The 23,765-nt window shown below is 71.9% G+C and carries 20 protein-coding genes; 4 read left to right on the top strand and 16 right to left on the bottom strand.

The features are described from left to right. Positions 1-72 precede the first annotated feature (72 nt). From J8M50_RS38285 to J8M50_RS38260, 6 genes are all read right to left on the bottom strand, one after another. On the bottom strand, positions 73-1,485 hold the full coding sequence (locus tag J8M50_RS38285) for a phytoene desaturase family protein (protein ID WP_029184043.1): 1,413 nt from the start codon (positions 1,483-1,485) through the stop codon (positions 73-75). An 88-nt stretch (positions 1,486-1,573) separates the two neighbouring features. After that, positions 1,574-2,419: an inositol monophosphatase family protein gene (locus tag J8M50_RS38280; RefSeq protein ID WP_010355054.1), complete on the bottom strand. Its 846-nt coding sequence runs from the start codon at positions 2,417-2,419 to the stop codon at positions 1,574-1,576. 87 nt (positions 2,420-2,506) lie between these two features. Beyond that, entirely contained in the window at positions 2,507-4,282 is a 1,776-nt protein-coding gene (locus J8M50_RS38275; RefSeq protein WP_010355052.1) for a gamma-glutamyltransferase family protein, read from the bottom strand. 101 nt (positions 4,283-4,383) lie between these two features. Beyond that, positions 4,384-4,704 carry an SCO4225 family membrane protein gene (locus tag J8M50_RS38270; RefSeq protein WP_010355051.1) on the bottom strand — a complete coding sequence of 107 codons (321 nt, stop codon included), beginning with the start codon at positions 4,702-4,704 and terminating at the stop codon, positions 4,384-4,386. Between the two features lie 87 nt (positions 4,705-4,791). Beyond that, positions 4,792-5,478, bottom strand: coding sequence for a response regulator (locus J8M50_RS38265; protein WP_040836918.1), 687 nt, complete (start codon positions 5,476-5,478; stop codon positions 4,792-4,794). A gap of 53 nt (positions 5,479-5,531) precedes the next feature. Next, positions 5,532-6,617 carry a sensor histidine kinase gene (locus J8M50_RS38260; protein WP_010355049.1) on the bottom strand — a complete coding sequence of 362 codons (1,086 nt, stop codon included), beginning with the start codon at positions 6,615-6,617 and terminating at the stop codon, positions 5,532-5,534. A gap of 165 nt (positions 6,618-6,782) precedes the next feature. Between J8M50_RS38260 and J8M50_RS38255 the strand changes: the two genes are divergently transcribed. Together J8M50_RS38255 and J8M50_RS38250 are read left to right on the top strand one after the other, a co-directional pair. Next, complete coding sequence (locus J8M50_RS38255) at positions 6,783-7,799, top strand: carboxymuconolactone decarboxylase family protein (RefSeq protein ID WP_029184042.1); 1,017 nt, start codon at positions 6,783-6,785, stop codon at positions 7,797-7,799. 153 nt (positions 7,800-7,952) lie between these two features. Further along, the gene (locus J8M50_RS38250; RefSeq protein WP_010355047.1) at positions 7,953-8,624 is read left to right on the top strand and encodes a hypothetical protein; all 672 of its coding nucleotides are present in this window, start codon (positions 7,953-7,955) and stop codon (positions 8,622-8,624) included. 55 nt (positions 8,625-8,679) lie between these two features. Here the strand turns inward: J8M50_RS38250 and J8M50_RS38245 are convergent, their stop codons facing one another. The 9 genes from J8M50_RS38245 to J8M50_RS38205 form a co-directional block, all read right to left on the bottom strand. Then, positions 8,680-10,206, bottom strand: a complete 1,527-nt coding sequence (locus J8M50_RS38245; protein ID WP_010355046.1) for an NCS1 family nucleobase:cation symporter-1 — start codon at positions 10,204-10,206, stop codon at positions 8,680-8,682. 133 nt (positions 10,207-10,339) lie between these two features. Continuing rightward, positions 10,340-11,362, bottom strand: a complete 1,023-nt coding sequence (locus J8M50_RS38240; protein ID WP_010355045.1) for a TIGR03842 family LLM class F420-dependent oxidoreductase — start codon at positions 11,360-11,362, stop codon at positions 10,340-10,342. A gap of 11 nt (positions 11,363-11,373) precedes the next feature. Continuing rightward, positions 11,374-12,777 carry a dihydropyrimidinase gene (gene hydA, locus J8M50_RS38235; protein WP_010355044.1) on the bottom strand — a complete coding sequence of 468 codons (1,404 nt, stop codon included), beginning with the start codon at positions 12,775-12,777 and terminating at the stop codon, positions 11,374-11,376. A gap of 89 nt (positions 12,778-12,866) precedes the next feature. Next, complete coding sequence (locus tag J8M50_RS38230; protein ID WP_010355043.1) at positions 12,867-13,709, bottom strand: nitrilase-related carbon-nitrogen hydrolase; 843 nt, start codon at positions 13,707-13,709, stop codon at positions 12,867-12,869. Between the two features lie 155 nt (positions 13,710-13,864). Next, on the bottom strand, positions 13,865-15,397 hold the full coding sequence (locus tag J8M50_RS38225; RefSeq protein ID WP_010355042.1) for a PucR family transcriptional regulator: 1,533 nt from the start codon (positions 15,395-15,397) through the stop codon (positions 13,865-13,867). Positions 15,398-15,412: 15 nt separating this feature from the next. Beyond that, complete coding sequence (locus tag J8M50_RS38220; RefSeq protein ID WP_178854909.1) at positions 15,413-16,663, bottom strand: aspartate aminotransferase family protein; 1,251 nt, start codon at positions 16,661-16,663, stop codon at positions 15,413-15,415. 29 nt (positions 16,664-16,692) lie between these two features. Next, positions 16,693-17,535, bottom strand: a complete 843-nt coding sequence (locus J8M50_RS38215; RefSeq protein ID WP_010355039.1) for a nitrilase-related carbon-nitrogen hydrolase — start codon at positions 17,533-17,535, stop codon at positions 16,693-16,695. Between the two features lie 289 nt (positions 17,536-17,824). Then, complete coding sequence (locus J8M50_RS38210) at positions 17,825-19,357, bottom strand: hypothetical protein (protein WP_010355038.1); 1,533 nt, start codon at positions 19,355-19,357, stop codon at positions 17,825-17,827. A gap of 192 nt (positions 19,358-19,549) precedes the next feature. Beyond that, a complete protein-coding gene (locus tag J8M50_RS38205) occupies positions 19,550-19,804 on the bottom strand; it encodes a helix-turn-helix domain-containing protein (RefSeq protein WP_010355037.1) in 255 nt (84 codons plus the stop codon). A gap of 32 nt (positions 19,805-19,836) precedes the next feature. Here J8M50_RS38205 and map point away from each other — a divergent pair, with 32 nt between their 5' ends. Next, entirely contained in the window at positions 19,837-20,610 is a 774-nt protein-coding gene (gene map / locus J8M50_RS38200; RefSeq protein WP_010355036.1) for a type I methionyl aminopeptidase, read from the top strand. 51 nt (positions 20,611-20,661) lie between these two features. Here the strand turns inward: map and ggt are convergent, their stop codons facing one another. After that, entirely contained in the window at positions 20,662-22,482 is a 1,821-nt protein-coding gene (gene ggt, locus J8M50_RS38195) for a gamma-glutamyltransferase (RefSeq protein WP_010355035.1), read from the bottom strand. 147 nt (positions 22,483-22,629) lie between these two features. Here ggt and J8M50_RS38190 point away from each other — a divergent pair, with 147 nt between their 5' ends. Then, positions 22,630-23,385 carry a hypothetical protein gene (locus tag J8M50_RS38190; protein ID WP_010355034.1) on the top strand — a complete coding sequence of 252 codons (756 nt, stop codon included), beginning with the start codon at positions 22,630-22,632 and terminating at the stop codon, positions 23,383-23,385. The last annotated feature ends 380 nt before the right edge of the window (positions 23,386-23,765 follow it).

The following is a 23,765-nucleotide window of genomic DNA, read 5'->3' as shown; positions in this document are numbered from 1 at the left end:
TGGAGCAGTGGTGAAGGCAACACCGGAAAGCCTTTGCGGAGTCAGGGGAGTTAAAGGTATGGACACGTCAACTCACCTTTGCGTACGCAGCCTTCGCCACACAGCCTTCGCGGCATTATGTCCCGACATGCCGTGCACCCCGGGCCCCGGCGGGGTCGCCGAGGAGCAGATGAAGATCGCCGGGTGCCGGGTGGTGTACGGCGACAGCGACAGCTTGGGACGGAGCATCACCTGGAGCCCGGCGAACGCGCCGGTGCCGATGTCGCCGCCCACGTAGTTGGCGTTGCGGACGGCGAGCTGGGGCGGCCCGAAGGTGGCGCGCGCGAGGACCCGGTCCCTGAACCCCGGCGCGAAGCGCTCCAGTTGACGCTCGATCGGCTCCGTGAGGTCGCCGGTCCAGCCGCTCGGTACGTGGCCGTACGCCCAGAAGACCTGCTTGCCCTCGGGCGCGCGCGTGGGGTCGACAATGCTCGGCTGGACGGTGATCATGAACGGGCGGTCGGGGGCGCGGTTCTCCCGGGACGCGGCCTTCAGCGCGGCGCCGATCTCCGCGCTGTCCGCGCCGATCTGCACGGTCGTCGCCGAGCGGGGTGCCTCGGCGGTCCACGGGACCGGGCCGTCGAGCGCGTAGTCGACCTTGAACACGCCCGCGCCGTACCGGTAGTTGTCGTAGTAGCCGCCGAGGCCCGCGATGCGCGCGAGGGCGGTCGGCGAGGTGTCGAACACGTACGCGCGCGCGGGCGGGAGGTCGTCGAGGCGCTTGACCTCGTAGTCCGTGTGGATCTCGCCGCCGAGGTCCTTGAGGTAGCCGGCCAGCGCGTCGGAGATCGCCTGGGAGCCGCCCCGGGCCACCGGCCAGCCGCGCGCGTGCGCTGCGAGGGCGAAGATGAGGCCGATCGCGCCGGTCGCGAAGCCGGTGAGGGGGGCCATAACGTGGGCGACGAGGCCCGCGAACACCGTCTTCGCGGGCTCGTCCCGGAAGCGGCGGGTCAGCCACGTCGACGGGGGCAGGCCCGCGAGGCCGAAGCGGGCCAGGGTGACCGGGTCGCGGGGCAGCGCGGTCAGGGGCAGCGACATGAAGTCCCGTACGAGGGTGTCCCAGTGCGGCAGGAAGGGCTCGACCAGGCGGCGGTACGCGCCCGCGTCGCGCGGGCCGAACGACGCGGCCGTCTCGGCGACGGAACGCGCCAGTACGGCCGCCGTGCCGTCCGGGAAGGGGTGTGCCATCGGCAGCTCCGAGTGCAGCCACTGAAGGCCGTACCGCTCAAGGGGCAGCGCACGGAAGGCCGGTGAGCTGATCCCGAGGGGGTGCGCCGCCGAGCACGGGTCGTGCAGGAACCCCGGCAGCGTCAGCTCCTCGGTGCGCGCGCCCCCGCCGACGGTCTCCTTCGCCTCGAACAGCGCCACGGAGAACCCCCGGCGCGCCAACTCCACGGCGGCGGTCAGTCCGTTCGGTCCCGCCCCCACCACCACCGCATCGAACACCGCCGTCACTTCGGACCCCTTCGTCAGCCGTCCGGCCACCTGGGGCCAGGATATGCCGGGGGTCCGACAACGGGTCCGGGGCGTCGGCTCACTCCCCGCCGGCGAGCGTCCCGATGACCTTCCGCGCGGTCTCGGCGTCCCGCGCCGTCGTGAACGGCAGCGCGTTGCCCCCGGTGATCCGGAACGGCTCTCCGGTGAGCGTCAGGTGCGTGCCCCCCGCCTCCTCGACCAGCAGCAGGCCCGCCGCGTGGTCCCAGGCGGCCTCCCAGGAGAAGGCGGTCGCGTCGGACTCGCCGCGCGCGATCGCGAGGTACTCCAGGCCGGCGGCGCCGCACGCGCGCGGGGCGATGCCGTCGGTCCAGAGGTTGCGCAGGACGGCCTTCTGGTCGTCGTCGGTGTAGTCGGGGTGGGAGCAGGCGACGCGGAGGTCGGCGCCGGGGGCCGGGTGGCCCGCGTGCAGGCGCTCGCCGTTCAGGTGGGCGCCGCCGCCGCGCACGGCCGTCGCGAGCTGGTCGCGGGCGGGCGCGTACGTCCAGGAGGCGAGGACGACACCGCGCCGGGCGAGCGCGACCAGCGTGCAGAAGCCGTCCTCGCCGCGCACGAACGGGCGGGTGCCGTCGACCGGGTCGACGATCCACACGGGGGCGTCGCCCCGTATCGCCTCGTACACCGACGGGTCCGCGTGGACCGCCTCCTCGCCGACGACGACCGAGCCCGGCAGGAGCTTGCCGAGGACGTCGGTGAGGTACTTCTCGGCGAGCCGGTCCGCGTCGGTCACCAGGTCGTGCGGGCCCGCCTTCTCGTCCACGTCGCCCGCGCCGAGCCGCCGGAAGCGGGGCATGATCTCGGTCGCGGCGGCCGTCCGGACCGCTTCCTCCACGTCAGCCGCGCGCCGGGCGAGAAACTCCTCGATGGTTTCCATGTCTTCGATCATGTCTCCATGAGAGCACGCCCCACTGACAATCCCCGCCCGCCCGGTGCCCTCCGGGTGGAATCGGGATGAAAAGCCGGTTCCGGCCGGTCAGCGGCCGACCGCGTATCCCTGCATCCCGCGCGGGTTCGCGGCGGCGGACAGTACGCCGGTCTCCGGGTCGCGCGCGACCGCGCACAGCCGCCCCTCGGACCAGGGTCCGCCCACGGTCACGTCGTGCCCGCGCCGCCGCAGTTCCTCGACGACCCCGGCGGGCGTCCGCTCCTCCACGGTGACGCTGCCGGGGCGTGTCCCGCGCGGGTAGAACGAGCTGGGGAAGGAGTCGTTGTGCCAGTTCGGCGCGTCGATCGCCCCTTGGAGGTCGAGTCCGCCCCGCGCGTGCGCGCGCAGGGCGACGGCGAGGAAGAAGTGCACCTGCCACTGGTCCTGCTGGTCGCCGCCGGGCGTGCCGAACGCCAGCACGGGCACGCCGTCGCGCAGCGCGAGGGACGGCGACAGCGTCGTACGGGGCCGCCGCCCCGGCGTCAGGGAGTCCGCCAGCCCCTCCTCCAGGCGCGTCATCTGCAACCGCGTGCCCAGTGGGAAGCCGAGTTCCGGGACGACCGGGTTGGACTGGAGCCAGCCGCCGCTGGGCGTGGCCGCGACCATGTTGCCCCAGCGGTCGACGATGTCCAGGTGGCAGGTGTCGCCCCGGGTCGTGCCGTCGGTGGCGACGGTGGGCTCGCCCACGCCGAGCGCCATGGAATCGACGTCCACGCGCGCGTGCGCGCCGATCCGGGGCGCGCGTCCCCCGGGCGCGCCGGGCCGCAGCTCGTACGACGCCTTGTCGTCGATCAGTTCGCGCCGTCCGGCGTTGTACGGCTCCGACAGCAGTTCGGCGAGCGGCACCTCGCGCGCGTCGCCGTACCACGCCTCCCGGTCGGCCATCGCGAGCTTGCAGCCCTCGATCAGCAGGTGGACGTAGTCGGCGCTCCCGTAGGGCGGCAGCTGCGGCGGGAGCAGGGCGAGCTGCTGGAGGAAGGCGGGGCCCTGGCTCCAGGGGCCCGGCTTGCAGACGGTCCAGCCGTTCCAGTCGTACGTCGCGGGCGCCTCGTAGGCCGCGGACCAGCCGGCGAGGTCGGCGGCCGTGAGGGTGCCGGTGTGGCGTTCGCCGGTGGCGTCGAGGGTGGGGCGCGCGGACTGCCGTACCAGCGCCTCGGCGATGAACCCGGTACGCCACACGTCCCGCGCGGCGTCGATCTGCGCCGCGCGGTCGGCCGTGCCGGACACCTCGTCCAGGAGGCGGCGCCAGGTCGCGGCGAGGGCGGGGTTGCGCAGGAGGGCGCCGGGGCGGGGCGGGCGGCCGTCCGGGAGGTAGACCCGCGCGGAGGACGTCCACTCGGTCTCGAAGAGGCTCCGTACGGTCTCCACGGTCGTCGCGACGTTCTCCACGGGCGCGTGCCCGTGCTCCGCGTAGCCGATGGCGTACTTCAGGACGTCCGTGAGGCGCTTGGTGCCGTGGTCGCGCAGCAGGAGCAGCCAGGCGTCGAACGCGCCCGGCACGGCCGCCGCGAGGGGCCCTGTGCCGGGGACGAGGTCCAGGCCGAGCGCCCGGTAGTGCGCGATCGTCGCGCCCTCGGGGGCGACGCCCTGGCCGCACAGAACGCGCACCTCCCCGCGCGCGGGCGCCAGCAGGATCGGCACCTCTCCGGCGGGCCCGTTGAGGTGCGGTTCGACGACGTGCAGCACGAACGCGCCCGCCACCGCCGCGTCGTACGCGTTGCCGCCGTCCTCCAGGACCGCCATCGCCGACTGCGAGGCGAGCCAGTGCGTCGACGACACCATGCCGAAGGTGCCCTGGAGCGTCGGCCGGGTGGTGAACTGCATCTCGCACCTCGCTGGGTTCACGCGCCGCACGGGCGTCCGGCGGCCGTAGATCGTTGCTACGACCATCAGACTGCCCGGCACGCGCGGGCGCACACCAGCCGTCACCGTCCGGTGAGGGCCGTCCCCATCCCGCGCCCGCGCGTAGCGGCCCGGTAGAGCGCCCCGATGACCCCGGCCTGCACGACCGCCCCGACCGCGACCCCTGCCGGCACCAGCGGCTCCGGCAGCGTCAAGAAGATCCACGACACCGGCCCGGTGACCACGAACGCCCACACCCCCGCCATGCTCGCGTCCTCGTGCGTGACGAACAGCGCGTCCACCGTGATCCATCCCAACACGGCGACCACCAGCGCGAGATACCCCAGCGCGGCCGGGTTCACGAACCACTGCCGGGCCTTGCCGACGAACTGCGAGCGAACCATGACACGCCTCCACGGGGCTTCCGGGACCGTCCCTCTGCCTGCCTCCAGCTTCCCGGAGGCGGCGCGCGGGGGCCTGAGTACGGATACTCAATCGCCGGGGCCGGGCCACCCAGCCTCCCGGCGCGCCCGCACCAGCCCCGACTCGTAGGCGAACACGACCAGTTGGGCCCGGTCCCGCGCGCCCAGCTTCGTCATCGCCCGGCTGACGTGGGTCTTCGCCGTGAGAGGGCTGATGACCATGTGGGCGGCTATCTCGTCGTTCGTGAGGCCGTGGGCGGCGAGGGCGGTGACCTCGCGTTCGCGGCGGGTCAGGTGGCCGAGGCCGGGGGTGGTGGTGCGGTCGGGGGGACGGGAGAGGAACTCGCCGATGAGGGTGCGCGTCGCGGAGGGGGCCAGGAGCGCGTCCCCGCGCGCGATGACGTCGATCGCCCGGAGGAAGTCCGCGGGTTCGCCGTCCTTGAGGAGGAAGCCACTCGCGCCCGCGCGCAGGGCCTCGAAGACGTACTCGTCGACGCTGTGGTTCGTGAGGATGACGACCCGTACGCCCGCGAGCGCGGGGTCGCCGGTGACCGTACGGGTCACCTCGATGCCGGACATCCCGGGCATCTGCACGTCCACCAGCGCGACGTCCGGCCGCACGGCCCGGATCACCTCCACCGCCCGCTGCCCGTCCGCCGCTTCCCCCACGACCTCGACCCCGCCCTCGGCGTCCAGCAGCGCCCGGAACCCGGCGCGGATGAGGGCCTGGTCGTCGACGAGGACGACACGGGTCACCGGGGCCGTCCCGCGCTCGCCTCCGGCCGTGTCAACGGGCCGTTCCCCGCCCCTCAGCACCCTTCCCCCAACGGCAACTCCGCCCGTACCGAGAACCCGCCCTCCGCGCGCGGCGCGGCATCCAGCGTTCCGCACAGGGCCGTCACCCGTTCCCGCATCCCCGTGAGGCCCGTGCCCGGCCGCAGGGGGCGGGACGGGTGGGCCAGGCCGTCGTCGTCCACGCGTATCACCAGCGCGCGCCGGCCGTAGTCGAGGCGGACCTGGACGGTGGCCCGGCCCGCGTGGCGGGCGGCGTTGGTGAGGGCTTCCTGGACGATGCGGTAGGCGGCGCGTTCGACGGGGACGGCGAGGGCGCGTTCCTCGCCGGTGACCGTGAGGCGCGCGGAGAGCCCCGCCGCGCGGGCGCGTTCGACGAGGAGGGCCGGCGTGCCGGTGGGCTCGTCGGTGCGCAGGACGGCGAGCGTGGCGCGCAGTTCGCGCATGGCCTCGCCGCTGGCCTCCTGGATGGCGACGAGGACGGGCGGCACCTCTTCGCCGCGCTTGCGCGCGAGGTGCGCGGCGACGCCCGCCTGGAGCTTGACGACGGAGATGCTGTGGGTCAGCGAGTCGTGCAACTCGCGCGCGATGCGCAGCCGTTCCTCCCCGGCCCGGCGCAACGCGGCTTCCTCCCGGGTGCGTTCGGCGTCCAGCGCGCGCTGCTCGGTCTGGCGCAGGTACGCCCGCCAGTTGCGGTCGGCGAGCCCGCTGACGGCCGCGCACAGCACCCACCCGGCGAGCAGGACGGCGGCGGCGGGCCGGTGCAGCGCGTACCCGGCGAGGAACACCGCGCCCGCCCCGAGCGCGAGCCAGCGGTGCCCCACGCGCGCGGCGGTGTGCACGGCGCCCACGACGGGCAGGGCGGCCCAGGGCCCGGGGTCGGCGCGCAGGACGTACGCCGTGCCGGTCACGGTCGCGACGGCGAGCACCGCGCGCGGTGCGCACCGGTGGACGGCGAGGGCGAGCGAACCGGCGAGGATCAGCGGATAGTCGACGGCCCGCGTGTCCGCGTCGAGGACGGCCGCGGTCACCACGATCGCGCCGATCACGGCCGCGAGTGCCGCGTCGGCGAGCCGCGTCCGTACGTCCGTTCGCCCGTCCATGTCCGCACCCTAGACCCCGCCACCGACAGCGGCGTCAGCCTGTGGACGGCCCGCGCACTACTCCCGTCGCAGTAGTCGGGCCGCGCGGCCCCTGCCGTGGGTGTGCGCCGCAACCGCTACACCGGGACGACGCTTTCGCGCGCCCCCGCCGCCAGGCTGGCGTCCATGTCCACTCCTTTCCGCCACACCGCTCCCCCGTCGCCGAAAGAGGCCGAGGGCCGCGTCGCCGAGGTGTACACGCAACTGGCGCGCGACTTCGGGATCGCCGCTCCGCCCACGTTCGTGGTCCTGTCGTCCGCACCCGAACTCATGGTTCCCGCCTGGGCGTTGCTGCGGGAGTCCCTGATCGCCGGTCCGGGCGACCGCACCGGCAAGGAGGTCGCCGCCTACGGTGTGTCGCTCGCCAACAGGTGTCCGTTCTGCGTGTCCGCGCACACGGTCCTGCTGCACGCGACGGGTGAACACGCCCTGGCCGAACGCCTCGCGCGGGGCGAGCGCCCGGAGAACGAGCTCCACGCGCGCGTGCTCGACTGGGCGGCCCGCACGCGCGTGCCGGGCGCCGACCCCGAACCGCTGCCCTTCGCGCGCGAGGAGCTGCCCGGCTACCTCGGCACCGCGCTGACCTTCCACCTCGTGAATCGTTTCGCCTCGGCGCTGCTCACCGAGGACCTCCTCCCGGCGGGCGCCCAGCGCCTGCGCCCGGTGCGTTCCCTCACGGGCCGCTCACTGTCGCGCACGGTCCGCCGTACGGCCGTCCCGGGCGCCTCCCTGCCGCTCCTGGAGGCACCCGGCGAGGCACCCGGCGAGGGTCCCGCGTGGGCCGCGGGTACGGCGGTGGGTCCCGCGTACGACGCGCTGCGCACGGCCGCGCTGGAGGGCGGCGTACTCCTCGGGGAGGACGAGCGGCGTCTCGTCCGGGAGGGGGTCGCGGCCTGGGACGGCGCGCATCCCCCCGTCATCCTCCGGGGCTACCCGCACCGGCGCGAACTGCCCGGCGCGCGCCTCGCGCTGCTGGCCGCGCTGGCGCCGTACCGGATCACCGGCGAGGACGTCGCGGCCTGGCGGCGACAGGACCGTACGGACGGGGATCTGGTGCGTCTCGTGGTGTACGGGGCGTTCCTCGCGGTGGAGCGGATCGAGGCCGCGCTGCATTTTTCACCGCACCCCGCGCGGCACATTTAGGGACGTTCGCCTCGTCAACACGGGGCCGCTGTCACCACTCAGGTACGCAGCGAGTTCGCGCTTCCGCACCACTGTCAGTCGTGTGACACTGGCGTCCCGTCGTCCGCGGTGCGGACTGGTCTCCGTGCCCTCCCCCACAAAAGAAGTGCGCCTGTGCGTTCTCTTCCTCTGCCGCTCGCCCTCGCGGCCCGCCTGTCCCCGGTGGTCGTGCTCGCCTGCGCGGGCTGGGCCCTGTCGTCCTCCCCCGCCTCCCCCGAGGACGCGGCCTCCCAGGGCGACAGCACCCGGCAGACCCGGTCGGAGCCGGACGGCGCGCCGTCCTCCCCGGCCGCGACGAAGGCGTACGCCGCCGCGCCCGCGCCGTGCGGCAGCGTCTCCGCGAAGACGGTCACCTCGCTGGTGCCGGGCGCGAAGACGGCGGGCAAGGAGATCCCGTCCACGGACACGAAGGTCCGCCGGACCTGTTCCTGGAACGCGCTCAAGGGGTTCGACTACCGCTGGCTGGACGTGTCCTTCGAGATCATGGACACCGAGGACGCGGCGCTCAAGTCGTACAAGGCGCGGGTCGGCGAGAAGAGCGGCGGCGGGCCGGTGCCGGGGCTCGGCCAGGAGGCGTACTCCGTCGTCAACCTCACGACCGAGGACAAGCAGCAGACCCGGGAGGGTGTGGTGTTCGCCCGGGTGGCCAACGCGATCGTCATCGTGACGTACAACGGCAGCGACTTCGAGACGAAGAAAGCGCCGGACACGAGCACGATCAACACGGGGGCGATCAAGGCGGCGAAGGAGGCGATGGGGGCGTTGCAGGGGGGTACTTCAGGGTGACAAGGGGGGGTACGGCGGGGTGAGTGGTCCGAGTGGTCTCACCCCGCTCGCAGCCTCAGGCGTCCGCCTTGTCCTTCCCGCGTAGCACCATCAACCCCAGGTACACCACCATCGACGTGCCCAGCCCCACCGCCCAGCCGTAGTCCGCGAGGGACCTGAGCGCCGGGATCGGGCGGCCGTCGATGATCGGCTTGAAGCTCGCGCCGCCCACCGCGAGGACCCCGCCGACGAGGAACGCGGCGACGGCACGCCAGTTCCAGCCGTTCTCGTACCAGTACCGGCCGCCGGCGCGGTACAGGTCGACGAGGTCGAGCTTGCCGCGCCGCAGGATCCAGTAGTCGGCGATGAGGATGCCGGCGACGGTGCCGAGGAGCCCGCCGACCAGGCCGAGCCAGGTGAAGATGTAGCCCTGCGGGTCGGAGTACAGCTTCCAGGGGAAGATCAGTACGCCGAGGACGCAGGTCGCGAGCGCGCCGGTGCGGAAACTGATCTTGCGGGGCGCGATGTTGGAGAAGTCGAAGGCCGGGGAGACCAGGTTCGCGGCGATGTTGACGGAAAGCGTTGCCACCAGAACCGTCACCAGCGCGAACAGCAGCCCGAAGACGTTGTCGGTCTTCGCGGCGAGCTGGACCGGGTCCCAGATCGTCTCGCCGTACACGGCCTGCGAGCCGGAGGTGACCATGACGGACAGCAGCGCGAACAGCGTCATCGTGGTCGGCAGGCCGAGCGCCTGTCCCCAGGTCTGCGCCTTCTGGGACTTGCCGTAGCGGGTGAAGTCGGGGATGTTCAGCGACAGCGTCGACCAGAAGCCGATCATGCCCATCAGGGACGGCCAGAACAGCTTCCAGAAGTCGTGGCCCCAGCCGAGTTTGGACGGCTGGTCGAGCAACGGGCCGAATCCTCCTGCCTTGTTGCTCATCCAGATCAGCATGACGACCGCGCCGACGAGGACGAACGGCGCCGCCCAGTTCTCGAACCGGCGGATCGTCTCCATCCCCCGGTAGATGATGGCGACTTGGATCGCCCAGAAGATCGCGAACGACAGCCACATCGTCCACGCGTACCCGCCGATCTCCCCGGCGTCGCTCCACCCGGAGCCGATCAGCTTCCCGGCGAGGAAGTAGATCGCCTCACCGCCGATCCAGGTCTGGATCCCGAACCAGCCGCACGCCACCAACGCCCGTACGACAGCGGGGAGGTTGGCGCCCCGGATGCCGAACGAGGCACGCGCGAACACCGGGAACGGGATGCCGTACTTGGGCCCCGCGTGTCCGGTCAGCAGCATCGGCACCAGCACGATGACGTTGGCCAGCGCGATGGTGAACACCGCCTGCTTCCAGTCCATGCCGAACTTGATGAGGCCCGAAGCGAGCGTCCAGGAAGCGGTGTTGTGGGCCATGCCGATCCACAGCGCGGAGAAGTTGTACGTCGTCCAGGTGCGCTTCTCGACCGGTACGGGGAGCAGGTCCTCGTTGGCGTAGGGGCCGGTGGGCTGCGGAGCGCCGGGGGCGATCTCCACCCGGCCGTCGGCGAGGGTGACTTGGGAGGGCGGGGGCAGCGCGGTGGGCGCGGTGTCGGTCATGGGCTTGGCCAATCGGGGAGAGGGGAGGGGAGAGAGGCCGTGCGGGCGAATCCTCGGGGTGCGCGTGGGGGTGCGCCCTGCCCCTCCCCCGGCGTGCGGCCGGGAGAGGGGAGACCAACTGACCTGGTTTCGCTCAGCCGTTGACGGCCGGGATCACCGTGGTGCCGTACGCGTCGATGACGGCTTCCTGCGCGTCGTGCATGTCGTAGAGCGCGAACTGGTCGACGCCGAGGGCGCGTAGGGCGTTCAGCTTCTCGACGTGCTGCTCGGGCGTGCCGATGACGCAGAAGCGGTCGACGATCTCGTCCGGTACGAACTGGGTGTCGGGGTTGCCGCTGCGGCCGTGGTGCGAATAGTCGTACCCCTGGCGGGACTTGATGTACTCGGTGAGCTCCTCGGGGACCTGGGAGGAGTGCTCGCCGTACTTGGAGACGAGGTCGGCGACGTGGTTGCCGACCATCCCGCCGAACCACCGGCACTGCTCGCGCGCGTGGGCGAGGGCTTCGGGCGAGTCGTCGGCGGTGACGTACGCGGGTGCGGCGACGCAGATCTTGACGTCGTCGGGGTCGCGTCCGGCGGCGACGGCGGCGTCCTTGACGGCCTTCACCATGTACTCGGTGAGGTAGAGGTCGGCGAGCTGGAGGATGAACCCGTCGGCCTCCTCGCCGGTCATCTTGAGCGCCTTGGGCCCGTACGCGGCCATCCAGACCGGGAGTTGGGCATCTTCCTTGATCCACGGGAACTTGACGACGTTACCGCCGCCGAGGTCGGCCTCCTGGCCGGAGCCGAGCGCGCGGATGACCTTCATCGCGTCGCTGATCCGCGCGAGGGTGTTGGGCGCGCGGCCCGCGACGCGCATCGCGGAGTCGCCGCGTCCGATGCCGCAGACCGTGCGGTTGCCGAACATGTCGTTGAGGGTGGCGAAGGTGGAGGCGGTGACCTCCCAGGTGCGGGTGCCGGGGTTGGTGACCATCGGCCCGACCGTCAACGTCGAGGTCTGGGTCAGGATCTGACTGTAGATCACGAACGGTTCCTGCCACAGCACGGCGGAGTCGAAGGTCCAGCCGTACGTGAAGCCGTTCTCCTCGGCCCGCTTCATCAGCTCGATGACACGCGAGGCGGGCGGGTCGGTCTGGAGGACAAGTCCGAAGTCCATGGGCGCCACTCCTAGATGAGGTACTGACAGGTGGAGCGCGGGGTGTAGGCGCCGTGTCCGGCGCGTCCGGTGAACTCCCGCTCGGTGATGACGAGTTCGCCGCGCGAGAGCACCGTCTCGACGCGTCCGGTGAGCCGCTTGCCCTCGTACGCCGAGTAGTCGACGTTCATGTGGTGGGTCTCGGCGGAGACGATCTGCTCGGCGTGCGGGTCGTAGATGACGACGTCGGCGTCGGCGCCGGGGGCGATGGTGCCCTTCTTCGGGTAGAGGCCGAACATGCGGGCCGGGGTGGCGCAGGCGATCTCGATCCAGCGGCGGCGCGAGATGTGTCCGTCCACAACTGCCTGGTGCAGCAGGTCCATTCGGTTCTCGACGCCGGGCAGCCCGTTGGGGATCTTCGAGAAGTCCCCGCGCCCCAGCTCTTTTTGTCCGACGAAGCAGAAGGGGCAGTGGTCGGTGGAGACGACCTGGAGGTCGTTGGTGCGCAGCCCCTGCCAGAGCTTCGCCTGGTGCTCGCGGGGCCGAAGTGGCGTACTGCAGACGTACTTGGCGCCTTCGAAGTCCGGTTCGGCGAGGTTGTCGGTCGACAGGAACAGGTACTGCGGGCAGGTCTCGCCGAAGACGTTGAGCCCTTCGTCGCGCGCCCGTGCCAGCTCGGCCACTGCCTCCATGGCCGAGACGTGCACGACGTACAGCGGGGCTCCGGCGACCTGCGCGAGCTTGATCGCGCGGTGCGTCGCCTCGGCTTCGAGGAGCGCCTTGCGGACCTCGCCGTGGTAGCGCGGGTCCGTCTCGCCGCGTTCCAGGGCCTGTTGGACGAGGACGTCGATGGCGATGCCGTTCTCGGCGTGCATCATGATCAGCCCGCCGTTCTCGGCGGAGCGCTGCATGGCGCGCAGGATCTGGCCGTCGTCGCTGTAGAAGACGCCGGGGTAGGCCATGAACTGCTTGAAGGAGGTGACGCCTTCCTCGACGAGGAGGTCCATCTCCTTGAGCGTCTCGTCGTGGACGTCGGAGACGATCATGTGGAAGGCGTAGTCGACCGCGCAGTTGCCCTCGGCCTTGGCGTGCCAGGCGTCGAGGCCCTCGCGCAGGGTGTGGCCGACGCTCTGCACGGCGAAGTCGACGATCGTCGTCGTACCGCCCCAGGCGGCGGCGCGGGTGCCGGTCTCGAAGGTGTCGGCGGCGAAGGTGCCGCCGAACGGCAGCTCCATGTGGGTGTGGGCGTCGACTCCGCCCGGAATCACGTACTTTCCGGTCGCGTCCAGGACCCGCTCGGCCGTCCACGCCTCGGCCGACGGGGTGCCGGTGGCGGCGAGGGCGGCGATCCGGCCGTCCTCGATCAGGACATCGGCGTGGATCTCGTCGGACGCGGTGACGACGAGACCGCCGCGGATGACGGTACGACTGCTCATGTGCTCCCAACTCCAGTCTCAGGAAAGGTTTCTGGATGTGTCGCGCGCGGGCCCGGCCCCCGTGGCACCGGGCCCGCGCGCGGTACCGGTCAGGGAGCGGTCAGCGGGCCGTAGGCGTCGGTGCGGCGGTCGCGGTAGAACTGCCAGCGGTCGCGGACCTCGCGCAGCTTGGCCAGGTCCAGGTCGCGGACGACGAGTTCGCTCTCCTTGTCGCTGGCGACCTCGCCGACGAACTGGGCTTCCGGGTCCACGAAGTAGGAGGTGCCGTAGAAGTCGTTGTCGCCCAGTTCCTCGACACCGACGCGGTTGATCGCGCCGATGAAGTACTCGTTGGCGACGGCCGCCGCCGGCTGCTCCAACTGCCAGAGGTACGCGGAGAGTCCGCGCGAGGTCGCCGACGGGTTGAAGACGATCTCGGCGCCCGCGAGCCCCAACGCCCGCCAGCCTTCCGGGAAGTGGCGGTCGTAGCAGATGTAGACGCCGATCTTCCCGGCCTTCGTGTCGAAGATCGGCCAGCCCGCGTTGCCGGGGCGGAAGTAGAACTTCTCCCAGAATCCCTTGACCTGGGGGATGTGGTGCTTGCGGTACTTGCCGAGGTAGGAGCCGTCCGCGTCGATGACGGCGGCGGTGTTGTAGAGGACGCCGGGCTGTTCCTCCTCGTACATCGGCAGCACGAGGACGATGCCGTGCTCCTTGGCGAGGGCCTGGAACCGCTTGACGATCGGCCCGTCGGGGATCTGCTCGGCGTACTCGTAGAACGCGGGGTCCTGCACCTGGCAGAAGTACGGCCCGTAGAACAGCTCCTGGAAGCACAGGACTTGGGCTCCCTGGGCGGCGGCGTCGCGCACCGCCTGCTCGTGCACCTGGATCATCGACTCCTTGTCGCCGGTCCAGGCGGTCTGGAAGATCGCGGCACGGATCACTCTGCTCATCGGGACCTCCGGTCACTCGGTGTGCGAGGAGCCTAGGAAGTCCGGGAGGGGGCTTTGAGGTGCAGCGTGTCACGTCTGAGGGCGTTTCGCGTGCCACGGTGTCACGCTGACTTCGGCCCATGTTTCACCGCCGTTTTCGCAGGTCGTTCTGTGTTTCAGCGCTGTTGCGCGTCGTGCGCGAGGAGTGCGATGTGCATGGACGCCGCCTGTTCGAAGTCGTCCAGGTCGACGCCGAGGCGGGTCTGTATCGCCTCCAGGCGGCGGTAGAGCGCGGGCCGGGAGACGTGGTGGAGCTGGGCGGTGCGCGACTTGTTGCGGCCGGTCGCGAGATACGTGCGCAGCACGGCGACGAGATCCTCGTCGACCGCGCCCAGCAGCCCGTCCAACTCCCGCTCCGCGAAGGCCTGTACGTGGGGGTCGTCACGCAACAGCCGGATCAGCCCCCTCAGATGGACGTCCCTCAGGCGTACGACCCCGGGGAGGTCGAGGGCGTCGCCCGCGCCGTCGACGGCGTCGGCGACGTGCCGTGCCTCGCGCAGCCCCGCCGGGACGTCCTCCCAGCTGCCGCGTGGCCCGGCGGAGGCGACGACGGCCGTCCCGAGGCGGGCGGCGAAGTGCGCGGCGAGTGCGTCGGCGTCCTGGTCGCGGGCGAGGCTGAGCAGGACGGCGGTGAGCCCGTCGGCGAGTTCGGCGACGAGTCCGGGCAGCCCTAGCAGCCGGAGCGTGCGCTCCAGTTCACCGGGGTCGCGGTCGCGCACGACGAGCGGGACGAAGGTGCGCCGGTTGACCGGCAGCCCGGCGGCCCGTGCCCTGGGCAGGAGTTGGCGGGCCGGTACGACGCCGGAGACCAGGTCGGTGAGCAGGCTCTGCGCGGACTGCTCCTCCCAGGTGGGGGCGGCGCCCAGCATGCGGTGCAGGACGAGGGCCTCGGCGGCCCGGTCGGCGAGGAGCCGTCCGCCGGCGGTGTCGCCCCGGTAGCCGCACAGCACGATCTGTCCCCAGCGTTCGCCCCGGCCGCCGAGTTCGGCGCGGATCCAGCCGTCGCCCTCCCGGCCGCCGGCCTGCCGGGCGATGCGTTCCCAGTCGCGCAGCACGTCGTCCACGGCGGGGCGTTCACCGGCGGTGGCGAGGACGCGGTGGGCGAGGTTGGTGACGACGACGGGGCAGCCGCTGTGCTGGGCGACCTCGTCGAGGAGCCGTTGCAGCGGGGCGCCCGCCGTGATGAGGCCGGTCAGCGCGGTGCGTACGGCCTCCGAGAGGCTGACGGCGGCGAACTTCCGCCGTACCAGCCGGGATTGGACCTCCTCCGTCAACTCCGCGAAGGGGAAGGGCCGGTGCAGGACGACGAGGGGCAGTCCGCAGCGTTCGGCGGCCCTGCGCATCACGTCCGGCGGGGTGGGGAAGGCGCGGCCGAGCCCGAGGACGACGGCCGCGGCCTCCGCGCGGTACAGGGAGTGGATGTACTCGGCCTGCGCGCTGTCGTCACCGGCGAGCAGCACCCCGGTGGTGAGGACCATTTCACCGCCGCTGAGCATGACGCCGACGTCGGGCGCCTCGGCGACGTGCACCCAGCGCACCGGCCGGTCGAGCTGGCCCGCACCGGCCACCACCTCGGGCTCACCGGCCAACACCCTTTCCAGGGAGAGGACCTGACGGACCGACAGAGCTGGTTCCAAGGTGGTGGTCATGGTGTCGTTCCTTCGTTACCGCGTACTCCTGAGAGCGCTGTCGAGGATCGCGGCGCCTTCTTCGGCCTCCGCGACGGTCAGGGTGAGCGGCGGGGCGACGCGCAGCGCGCTGGTGGCGTGCCCGCCGCCCTTGCCGATGAGCAGTCCGCCCGCGCGGGCCGCTTCCAGGACGGCGGCGGCGCGGTCCGGATCGGCCTCGTCCGTACCGGGTTTGACCAGTTCGAGGCCGATCATCAGGCCGCGCCCGCGTACTTCGCGGACGCCGGGGTCCTGTGCGGCGGCGGCCCGCAGCCGTTCGAGGAGGAGGCCGCCGACGCGGCGGGCGTTGCCCTGGAGGTCGTGCTCCAGCAGGTAGGTGAGGTTGGCGAGCCCGGCGGCCATGGTGAGCTGGGTGCCGCCGAACGTCGAAATGCTGTTGGAGTCGAGGCAGTTCATGATCTCGGAGCGGGCGATCACCCCGCCGATCGAGGTGCCGTTGCCGATGCCCTTGGCGAAGGTGACGATGTCCGGCGGCCCGCTGCGGGCGTGTGCCTGCCAGCCCCAGAAGTGGTCGCCGGTGCGGCCCCACCCGGTCTGCACCTCGTCGGCGATCCACAGGATGCCGCGCTCGCGCAGGACTTCGCGGAACGCCGCGTACAGGCCGTCCGGCGGGGAGGTGAACCCGCCGACGCCCTGGACCGGTTCGGCGATCAGCGCGGCGGGCGGGCGGGTGTGGCCGAGGAGGTCCTTGAGGTCGTCGACGCAGGCCGCGATGAACGCCTCGTCGTCCAGGTGCGCGTAGGGTCCCCGGGTGCGGACGCCGCCGTGCACGTACAGCGTCTGGAGCGGGGACAGGGAGGTCGGGGACCAGCCCTTGTTGCCGGTGATGCCGACCGTGCTGAACGAGCGGCCGTGGTAACTGTTGCGCATCGCGAGCACGGTGTTGCTGCGCCGGTACGCCGTGGCGAGCAGCAGCGCGGTGTCGTTGGCCTCGGTGCCGGAGGTCGTGAAGAAGACGCGGGCGTCCGGGATGCCCGACAACTGGGCGATGCGCTCGGCGAGTTCGACCATCGGGCGGTTCAGGTACAGGGTGGACGAGTGGATGATCCGCCCGGCCTGCTCGCTCACCGCCTTCGTCACCTCGGGCAGGGCGTGCGCGGTCATCGTGGTGAGGATGCCGCCGAAGAAGTCCAGGTAGCGGGTGCCGTCGGCGCTCCACACGTACCGGCCCTCGCCGTGCGTGATCTCCAGCGGCTCCTCGTAGTACAGCGCGAGCCAGTCCGGCATGACGGCTCGGTGGCGGGCGTACAGGTCGCTCACGGCTTCACCAGTCCTTCGTAGGCGTCGGGACGGCGGTCGCGGTAGAAGGCCCACTGCTGCCGTACGTCCTCGATCAGGTCGAAGTCGAGGTCGCGGACGACGAGTTCCTCGTCCCGGTCGCTCGCGGTCCCTCCCACGAACTGTCCCCGCGGATCGACGAAGTAAGACGTCCCGTAGAAGTCGTTCTCGCCGTACTCCTCGCGGCCCACCCGGTTGATCGCCGCGACGAAGTACTCGTTGGCGACGGCCGCCGCCGGCTGCTCCAACTGCCAGAGGTGCGCGGAGAGTCCGCGCGAGGTCGCCGACGGGTTGTAGACCAACTGGGCGCCGTTGAGGCCCAGTTGCCGCCAGCCCTCCGGGAAGTGGCGGTCGTAGCAGATGTATACGCCGACCTTTCCGACGGCCGTGTCGAAGACGGGCCAGCCCGCGTTGCCCGGCCGGAAGTAGTACTTCTCCCAGAACCCCTTGACCTGGGGGATGTGGTGCTTGCGGTACTTGCCGAGATAGGTCCCGTCGGCGTCGATCACGGCGGCGGTGTTGTAGTAGAAACCGGTTCCTTCGATCTCGAACACCGGTACGACGATGACCATGCCCGTCTCGCGCGCCAGCTCCCGCATCCGGCTCACCGTCGGCCCGTCCGGCACCGGCTCCGCCCAGCGGTAGTGCTCCGGCTCCTGCACCTGGCAGAAGTACGGCGCGTTGAACACCTCCTGGAAGCCGATCACGCGCGCACCCTGCCGGGCCGCCTCGCGGGCGTACTCCTCGTGTTTCGCCACCATGGACTCCGTGTCGCCGGTCCAGGTGGCCTGGACCAGTGCGGCACGTACGACATCGGCCATGAGCTGCTCCTTCGACGGGACGTCAGAGCCTCTACGCCCGTAGAAAGCGGGCCATAGAGGCATGAACGTAAGCCTCCGCGACGCCCTTGCCAAGACCACCGCCGTTAACCCGGGGAGTCGATCGCGTTTCACACTCCGGTGGGGGGTGGGGCGGGGCCGATCGGAGCAATGCGGGGTGGGTGGGGTGGGGCGGCGGCTCGGGCGGAGGTACTACCCGGGTACGCCCGGTGCGCGACCGGCACCGTCTCGCTCACTCCGAGGTACTACACGGGTACGACCGGCGCCCCCCTCACGCCGTGAACCCCGCCACCCGCAGCGCGTGCACCACATCCCAGTACCGCTCCTCCGACACCCCTCGCGCGGCCTCCACCAGCAGCGGCACCAGCGTCCGCGGGTCCGGCGCGACACTGCGCGCCGCCTCCTCCGGCGCCCGCACCCGCACGTACGCGTCCAACAGCGCCCGCACCTCACGCCGCCGCCCGTCCCCGACGAGCCCCAGGACGGCCTCCCCGATCTCCTCGGCGGGCCGCGCCACCCCCTGCCGCAGGATCTGCTCCCCGTCGCCCGCCCGCCCCGCCCCGGTCAGCGCGTCCGCCGCCTCGACGAGCCGCTCGGCGGGCAGCGAGGCCGCCTCCCACAGCAGCGTCGACCAGTCGGCGCCCAGCCCGGCCCGCTGAAGCTCCCCGGCGACCAGCGGAATCCGCGCGGCGGGCCAGGACGCCAGCTCGACCAGCAGCGCGTGCGCCTCCCCGCTGCGCCGCTCGCCCCGCAGCGCGACCAGCCGCCGTACGACCTCGGCGGTCTCCTGCCGGGCGGCGACGTCCGGCGCGACGACAGGCTCCGCCTGCACCTGGGCCACGGTCTTACGCCCCCCGGCCCCCGCGAACCGCGCCCCGCGCGGCCCCTTCCCCCCGTCCCCCTCAGGTACGACACCCGCCGCCGCCTCCGGTACGACGACGGCGGCCCCCTCCTCCTCCACGACCCCGGCGAACCGCGCACTCCCCCGCCGCCGCTTGCGCTGCTTGGGTACGGCGGCCGGAGTCACCGCCGACGCTTCCCCGGCATCGACACGACCGCCCTCACCGCTCCCGGCCGACCCGACGCCACCACCCGCCCCGCTCTCCCCGCCACCCGAGCCCCGCCCGGCACCCCCCGAACCTGCTCCGGCCCCCGCCGAACTCCCCTCACGCCCACCGGACTCCACCCCCGCCCCCTCGAACTCCCCTTCGCCGCCCCTGAACCCCCGGAGCCGCCCCTTCACATCCCGCCCGAACGCCCCCACCTGCCGGGCACCCCCTTCGGGGAACCCCCCGCCCAGCCGATCCAACTCCGCCATCCTGGCGCGCAGTTCGGCGCACCGTGCGGTCGCCCGCTCATGGTCGTCATGGGCCCAGGCCAGGTCCAGCCGGATCCCCTCGGCCTGCTCCCGCGTCACGGCGGCGGACAGCTGCCGCCCCAACTCCGCCTGCCGCTCGACCGCGTACCGCTGCTCGCGGAGCATGACGTCGAGCCGGTCCCCGAGGTCGTCGCGGGCGCCGGGCCTGGAGTCGTGGGCGTGCAGGGCGGCGGCGTGCAGGACACGGACCCGCCGCGCCTCCCGCTCGGCGACGGCGGGGCCGTATGCGGACGCCAGGTCCTGGAGGAGCGCCTCCATGACGTCCCAGGGCGGTATCTCGGTCCCGTCGAGGCAGGCCCGCATGCCGTCGGGGTCGCGCTGCCAGAACACGGCGCACCAGCCGCCGCCCTGGTCCAGGCGCCCCAGCAGGCCGTCCAGGCAGCTCACGAACTCCCGCACCTGCCCCGGGAGTTGTTCCACAGTCATCTCCGAACTCCCGCCAGACCGCTCCCTCGGACTGGTCAGAAAACACCAGCCGTGTTACGACGCGGCTACGACCAGTTTGCGAAGGGGCCGCGAAGACGACATGGCCGGATCCCGACGACCCCACCAAAGAAGTTCCCACAAAGTCCTTGCACGCAAAGGGAGTTCACAGAAAAACGCCCGCGCGGGGGCGCCTCAGACCACCCCCGCCGGAGCACACCGCACCGCCAACTCGTCCATGGACAGCCCGAGTACGACGGCCAGCGCGGCGACCGTGAAGAACGCGGGCGTCGGCGCTCTCCCCGTCTCGATCTTGCGCAGCGTCTCCGCCGAGATCCCGGCCTGCGCCGCGACCTCGGCCATGCTCCGCCCGCCGCGGGCCTCGCGCAGCAGCCGGCCGAGCCGCTCGCCGCGTTCACGCTCTTCTGGGGTCAAGGGGGTGCGCACCATGACCCCATTCTAATACCGGTATAGTAATTGGCATGGTGGAGCTGAAGACAGACACGTCGATCGACGAGATGTACCGGGCCGGCCAGGTGGTGGCCCGCGCCCTCACGGCCGTACGGGAAGCCGCTGACGTGGGCGTTTCCCTGCTGGAGCTGGACGAGGTGGCGCGCGGGGTGCTGCGCGGCGCGGACGCGGACTCGCCGTTCCTCGGCTACCGCCCGTCCTTCGCGACGACGCCGTTCCCGGCCGTCATCTGCGCCTCGGTGAACGACTCGATCGTGCACGGCATCCCGACCCGCCAGAAGCTGCGCGACGGCGACCTCGTCTCCATCGACTGCGGAGCCCAACTCGGCGGCTGGGCGGGCGACTCGGCGATCAGCTTCACCGTCGGCACCCCGCGCCCGGACGACGTCCACCTGATCGAGACGGCCGAACGCGCCCTGGCCGCCGGGATCGCCGCCGCGACGGTGGGCAACCGCATCGGCGACATCGCGCACGCGATCGGCAAGGTCTGCCGGGACGGCGGCTACGGCATCCCGCAGGGCTTCGGCGGCCACGGCATCGGCCGCCGGATGCACGAGGACCCGCCGGTCCCCAACGAGGGCCGCCCCCACCGGGGCATGCTCCTGCGCCGGGGCATGGCCCTGGCGATCGAGCCGATGCTCATCGCGAGCGGCCGGGACGGCTACCACGAGGCGCCCGACGGCTGGACCCTGCGCACGAACGACGGCTCGCGCGCGGCACACGTGGAGCACACGGTCGCGATCACGGACGACGGCCCGCGCATCCTGACGGCCAGGGACCACTGAACGACGGGCGGCCCACCCGGAATCGGGTGAGCCGCCCGTCAACTCCCTCGGCTAGCGCGCCGGGTACACCACCTGCGCCGACCCGCCACCACGCCGCACGGTCTCGGCGGCTGCCAGCCACTTCCCACCGGGCAGCCGCTGCACGGCAGTTGCGGCGCCGATCTCGGCGTTCAGCCGGAACCCGTGCCCGATCGCCTCCAGCTTGCCCCTCAAGTCACCGTTGTAGAGGGCCGGTTCGAGTTCGGTGGTCGTCTGATTGCGCTGACTGGCTCGCGGAGCGGCGATCGCGTCGACCAACGGCAGCTTCCGGTCCACGAATTCGGTCAGCACCTGGAGGACGGTCGTGATGATGGTCGCCCCACCGGGCGAACCCAGCGCCACCACCGGCTTGTCGGCCTTGTCGAGCACGATGGTCGGCGAGATCGACGACCGGGGCCGCTTGCCGGGGCCGGGCAGGTTCGGGTCGTGCACGGCGGGGCTCGCGGGCGCGAACGAGAAGTCCGTCAGCTCGTTGTTGAGGATGAATCCCCGGCCCGGGACGGTGATCGCGCTGCCGCCGGTCTGCTCGATGGTGAGGGTGTAGGCGACGACGTTGCCCCACTTGTCGGCGACCGTGAGGTGCGTGGTGCTGTCGCCCTCGTAGGTCGTCGGCGCCGGTGTCCCGCTCGCGTCGCAGGCCGCCGGGTTGCGCGGATCGCCGGGCGCGACAGGGCTGGTGAGGACGGCGTCGTCCTTGATGAGGCAGGCCCGCGAGTCGGCGTACTTCTGCGAGAGGAGTTCCTTCGTGGGGACGTTCTCGAAGGCCGGGTCGCCGACCCAGCGGCCCCGGTCGGCGAACGCGATCCGGCTGGCCTCGATGTAGCGGTGCAGGTACTGGACCTCGCTCGCCTTCGAAAGGTCCGTCTTCTCCAGGATGTTGAGAGCCTCGCCGACGGTCGTGCCGCCGGAGGAGGACGGCGCGATCGAGTAGACGCCGAGTCCTCGGTACGAAGTCTTCGTGGGCGCCTGGAAGTTGGCGCGGTAGGCGGCGAGGTCGGCGGCGGAGAGCTTGCCGGGCCGGGCGTTCCACCCGGAACCCGGGGCCACCGGCGGCTTGTTGACCGTACTGACGATGTCCTTGCCGATGTCGCCCCGGTAGATCGCGGAGACGCCCTTCCTGCCCAACTCCGCATACGTACGGGCGAGGTCGAGGTTCTTGAAGGTCGAACCGACCACCGGGAGCTGCCCGTTCGGCAGGAACAGCTTCGTCGTGTCGGGGAAGTAGCGGAACCGGGTCTCGTTGGCGGCGGTCTGCGAGCGGAACGTGTCGTCGACGGTGAACCCGTCGCGGGCGATCCGCTCGGCCGGCTTCAGCACCGAACCCAGGCTCTTCGTACCCCACTTGGACAGCGCGCTCGCCCACGTGGCGGGCGTGCCGGGGGTGCCGACGCTGAGGCCGCTGCTGACGGCGTCGGCGAACGCGAGGGGCTGGCCGTTCTCGACGAACAGGTTCGCGTCGGCGCTCAGCGGCGCGGTCTCGCGGCCGTCGATCGTGCGCACCGTACGGGACTTGGCGTCGTAGTAGACGAAGTAGCCGCCTCCTCCGACGCCCGCCGAGTAGGGCTCGGTGACGCCGAGCGCGGCGGCGGTGGCGACGGCCGCGTCGACCGCGTTACCGCCCTTGCGCAGTACCTCGATGCCGGCGGCGGACGCGTCCGCGTCGACGCTGGAGACGGCGCCGCCGTACCCGACGGCGACGGGAACCTTCTCAACCGCCTTTTGCCGAACGGATGATGACAAGGCGTTCGGTGGCGCGGCGGCACCCACCGAGACCACGGCGGCAGAGACCGCCAGGACCGTCAGTTTCCGTGCCACAGGGCGACGCAGGGCCATCCGTATGTACCTCCAGTCAAGGACCGTCCGCGCACTGTAGCCACCCTGCCCCGTCGCCGACAGGGGCATTCAGGGCACTGTCATACGACTGCCACACCTCGAACACGGGTACGCCCCAGATGGGTTCGGCCGCTACCATGCGCGCCCATGAACGACGACGTGCGCAATATCGTCCTCGGCGTGCTGGCCGCCGGTATCAGTGCCGGGCTCGGCTGGCTGGCGCGGACGTACCTGTGGAGGCGCCGGCTCCGCCGTAAACAGGCGTTCTTCGGGCTGCCGGAGAACTCCGAGTCGCTGCTCGTCGTCAACCGCGACCCGGCGACCTCCGAGCCCGCCGTGCACCGTTACGACGTGTTCGCGCTCCTCGAACTTGCCGCGCTCATCAAGGACTGCGGGGCCAACGTGCAGATGGTCACCCAGGACGGGGTGCAGCAAGGCTTCGGCGAGCGTACGGAGTTCTGTGTGGGCGGGCCCAGTTCGAATCGGCGGATGCTCGCGCACATGTCGGCGATGCTGCCCGGCTTCCGGGTGAACATCGACCCCGAACCCGGCCCGGACCGGGGGGCGTTCCAGATCGGCACCGAGCGCTACCGGATGGACACCGGGATCACCGAGTACGTCCTGCTGGCCCGGCTCACGACCGGCGAACGGCGCGGCACGCGGCCGGTGTTCCTCTTCTGCGGCCAGCGCGCGATCAACAACCAGGCGGCGACCCGGTACTTGGCCCGCCATCACGAGCGGCTGGCCCGCAAGTACGGCGCGGACTCCTTCGCGCTGCTCCTGAAGGTGGTCAACTCCCAGGCGTACGGCCCCGATGTGGTGGAGCTGGTGGCCGACGTGACCCGGCCGGCCCGTACGCCGCTGGTGGACCCGGTGACCCCGACGTCCCACCGGGCGACCTGAGGCTCCGTCAAATGCCGTGCGCCACACGCCTCGTACGCCGCGCTCCCGGGAACCAGGACGGGCGGGCCCCCGCCGCGCCTCCACGGCGAGGGCCCGCCCGCTCTCGGCAAGCCGGTCCGGCGATGCGCCGCACACCCACCCGACCCGCTCCGCATCGAGCACAACCCGTCCGGCGCGCGGCTGACCTTCTCCCCGTACAGCGTCCGACCCGTCGTACGGACCGCCTGCGCTGTGCGAGCAGTGATCTCCGGCCGCGCGTCCGGCCGGGTATGGCTCTGGTGAACTGCTGCCCCCTACGGTCCGCCCTGCGGCGGAGTCCCCGGCCCGGTCACCGTCGCTCCGGGGATGAACGATCCATCGTAGTCGAGCCCGGTCACGGC

This window comes from Streptomyces acidiscabies, assembly GCF_020010905.1.
GTDB lineage: Bacteria > Actinomycetota > Actinomycetes > Streptomycetales > Streptomycetaceae > Streptomyces > Streptomyces acidiscabies.
The sequence above is the reverse complement of the archived record's forward strand: the minus strand, read 5'-3'. Positions and strand labels throughout refer to the sequence as shown.

What these genes read in the sequence shown, in the direction of transcription:
- J8M50_RS38280 (WP_010355054.1), bottom strand. Translation starts at nt 2,419, where the DNA reads ATGATCGAAGACATGGAAACCATCGAGGAGTTTCTCGCCCGGCGCGCG.
- J8M50_RS38275 (WP_010355052.1), bottom strand. Translation starts at nt 4,282, where the DNA reads ATGCAGTTCACCACCCGGCCGACGCTCCAGGGCACCTTCGGCATGGTG.
- J8M50_RS38270 (WP_010355051.1), bottom strand. Translation starts at nt 4,704, where the DNA reads ATGGTTCGCTCGCAGTTCGTCGGCAAGGCCCGGCAGTGGTTCGTGAAC.
- J8M50_RS38260 (WP_010355049.1), bottom strand. Translation starts at nt 6,617, where the DNA reads ATGGACGGGCGAACGGACGTACGGACGCGGCTCGCCGACGCGGCACTC.
- J8M50_RS38255 (WP_029184042.1), top strand. Translation starts at nt 6,783, where the DNA reads ATGTCCACTCCTTTCCGCCACACCGCTCCCCCGTCGCCGAAAGAGGCC.
- J8M50_RS38245 (WP_010355046.1), bottom strand. Translation starts at nt 10,206, where the DNA reads ATGACCGACACCGCGCCCACCGCGCTGCCCCCGCCCTCCCAAGTCACC.
- J8M50_RS38240 (WP_010355045.1), bottom strand. Translation starts at nt 11,362, where the DNA reads ATGGACTTCGGACTTGTCCTCCAGACCGACCCGCCCGCCTCGCGTGTC.
- hydA (WP_010355044.1), bottom strand. Translation starts at nt 12,777, where the DNA reads ATGAGCAGTCGTACCGTCATCCGCGGCGGTCTCGTCGTCACCGCGTCC.
- J8M50_RS38230 (WP_010355043.1), bottom strand. Translation starts at nt 13,709, where the DNA reads ATGAGCAGAGTGATCCGTGCCGCGATCTTCCAGACCGCCTGGACCGGC.
- J8M50_RS38225 (WP_010355042.1), bottom strand. Translation starts at nt 15,397, where the DNA reads ATGACCACCACCTTGGAACCAGCTCTGTCGGTCCGTCAGGTCCTCTCC.
- J8M50_RS38220 (WP_178854909.1), bottom strand. Translation starts at nt 16,663, where the DNA reads ATGCCGGACTGGCTCGCGCTGTACTACGAGGAGCCGCTGGAGATCACG.
- J8M50_RS38215 (WP_010355039.1), bottom strand. Translation starts at nt 17,535, where the DNA reads ATGGCCGATGTCGTACGTGCCGCACTGGTCCAGGCCACCTGGACCGGC.
- J8M50_RS38210 (WP_010355038.1), bottom strand. Translation starts at nt 19,357, where the DNA reads ATGACTGTGGAACAACTCCCGGGGCAGGTGCGGGAGTTCGTGAGCTGC.
- J8M50_RS38205 (WP_010355037.1), bottom strand. Translation starts at nt 19,804, where the DNA reads ATGGTGCGCACCCCCTTGACCCCAGAAGAGCGTGAACGCGGCGAGCGG.
- map (WP_010355036.1), top strand. Translation starts at nt 19,837, where the DNA reads ATGGTGGAGCTGAAGACAGACACGTCGATCGACGAGATGTACCGGGCC.
- ggt (WP_010355035.1), bottom strand. Translation starts at nt 22,482, where the DNA reads ATGGCCCTGCGTCGCCCTGTGGCACGGAAACTGACGGTCCTGGCGGTC.
- J8M50_RS38190 (WP_010355034.1), top strand. Translation starts at nt 22,630, where the DNA reads ATGAACGACGACGTGCGCAATATCGTCCTCGGCGTGCTGGCCGCCGGT.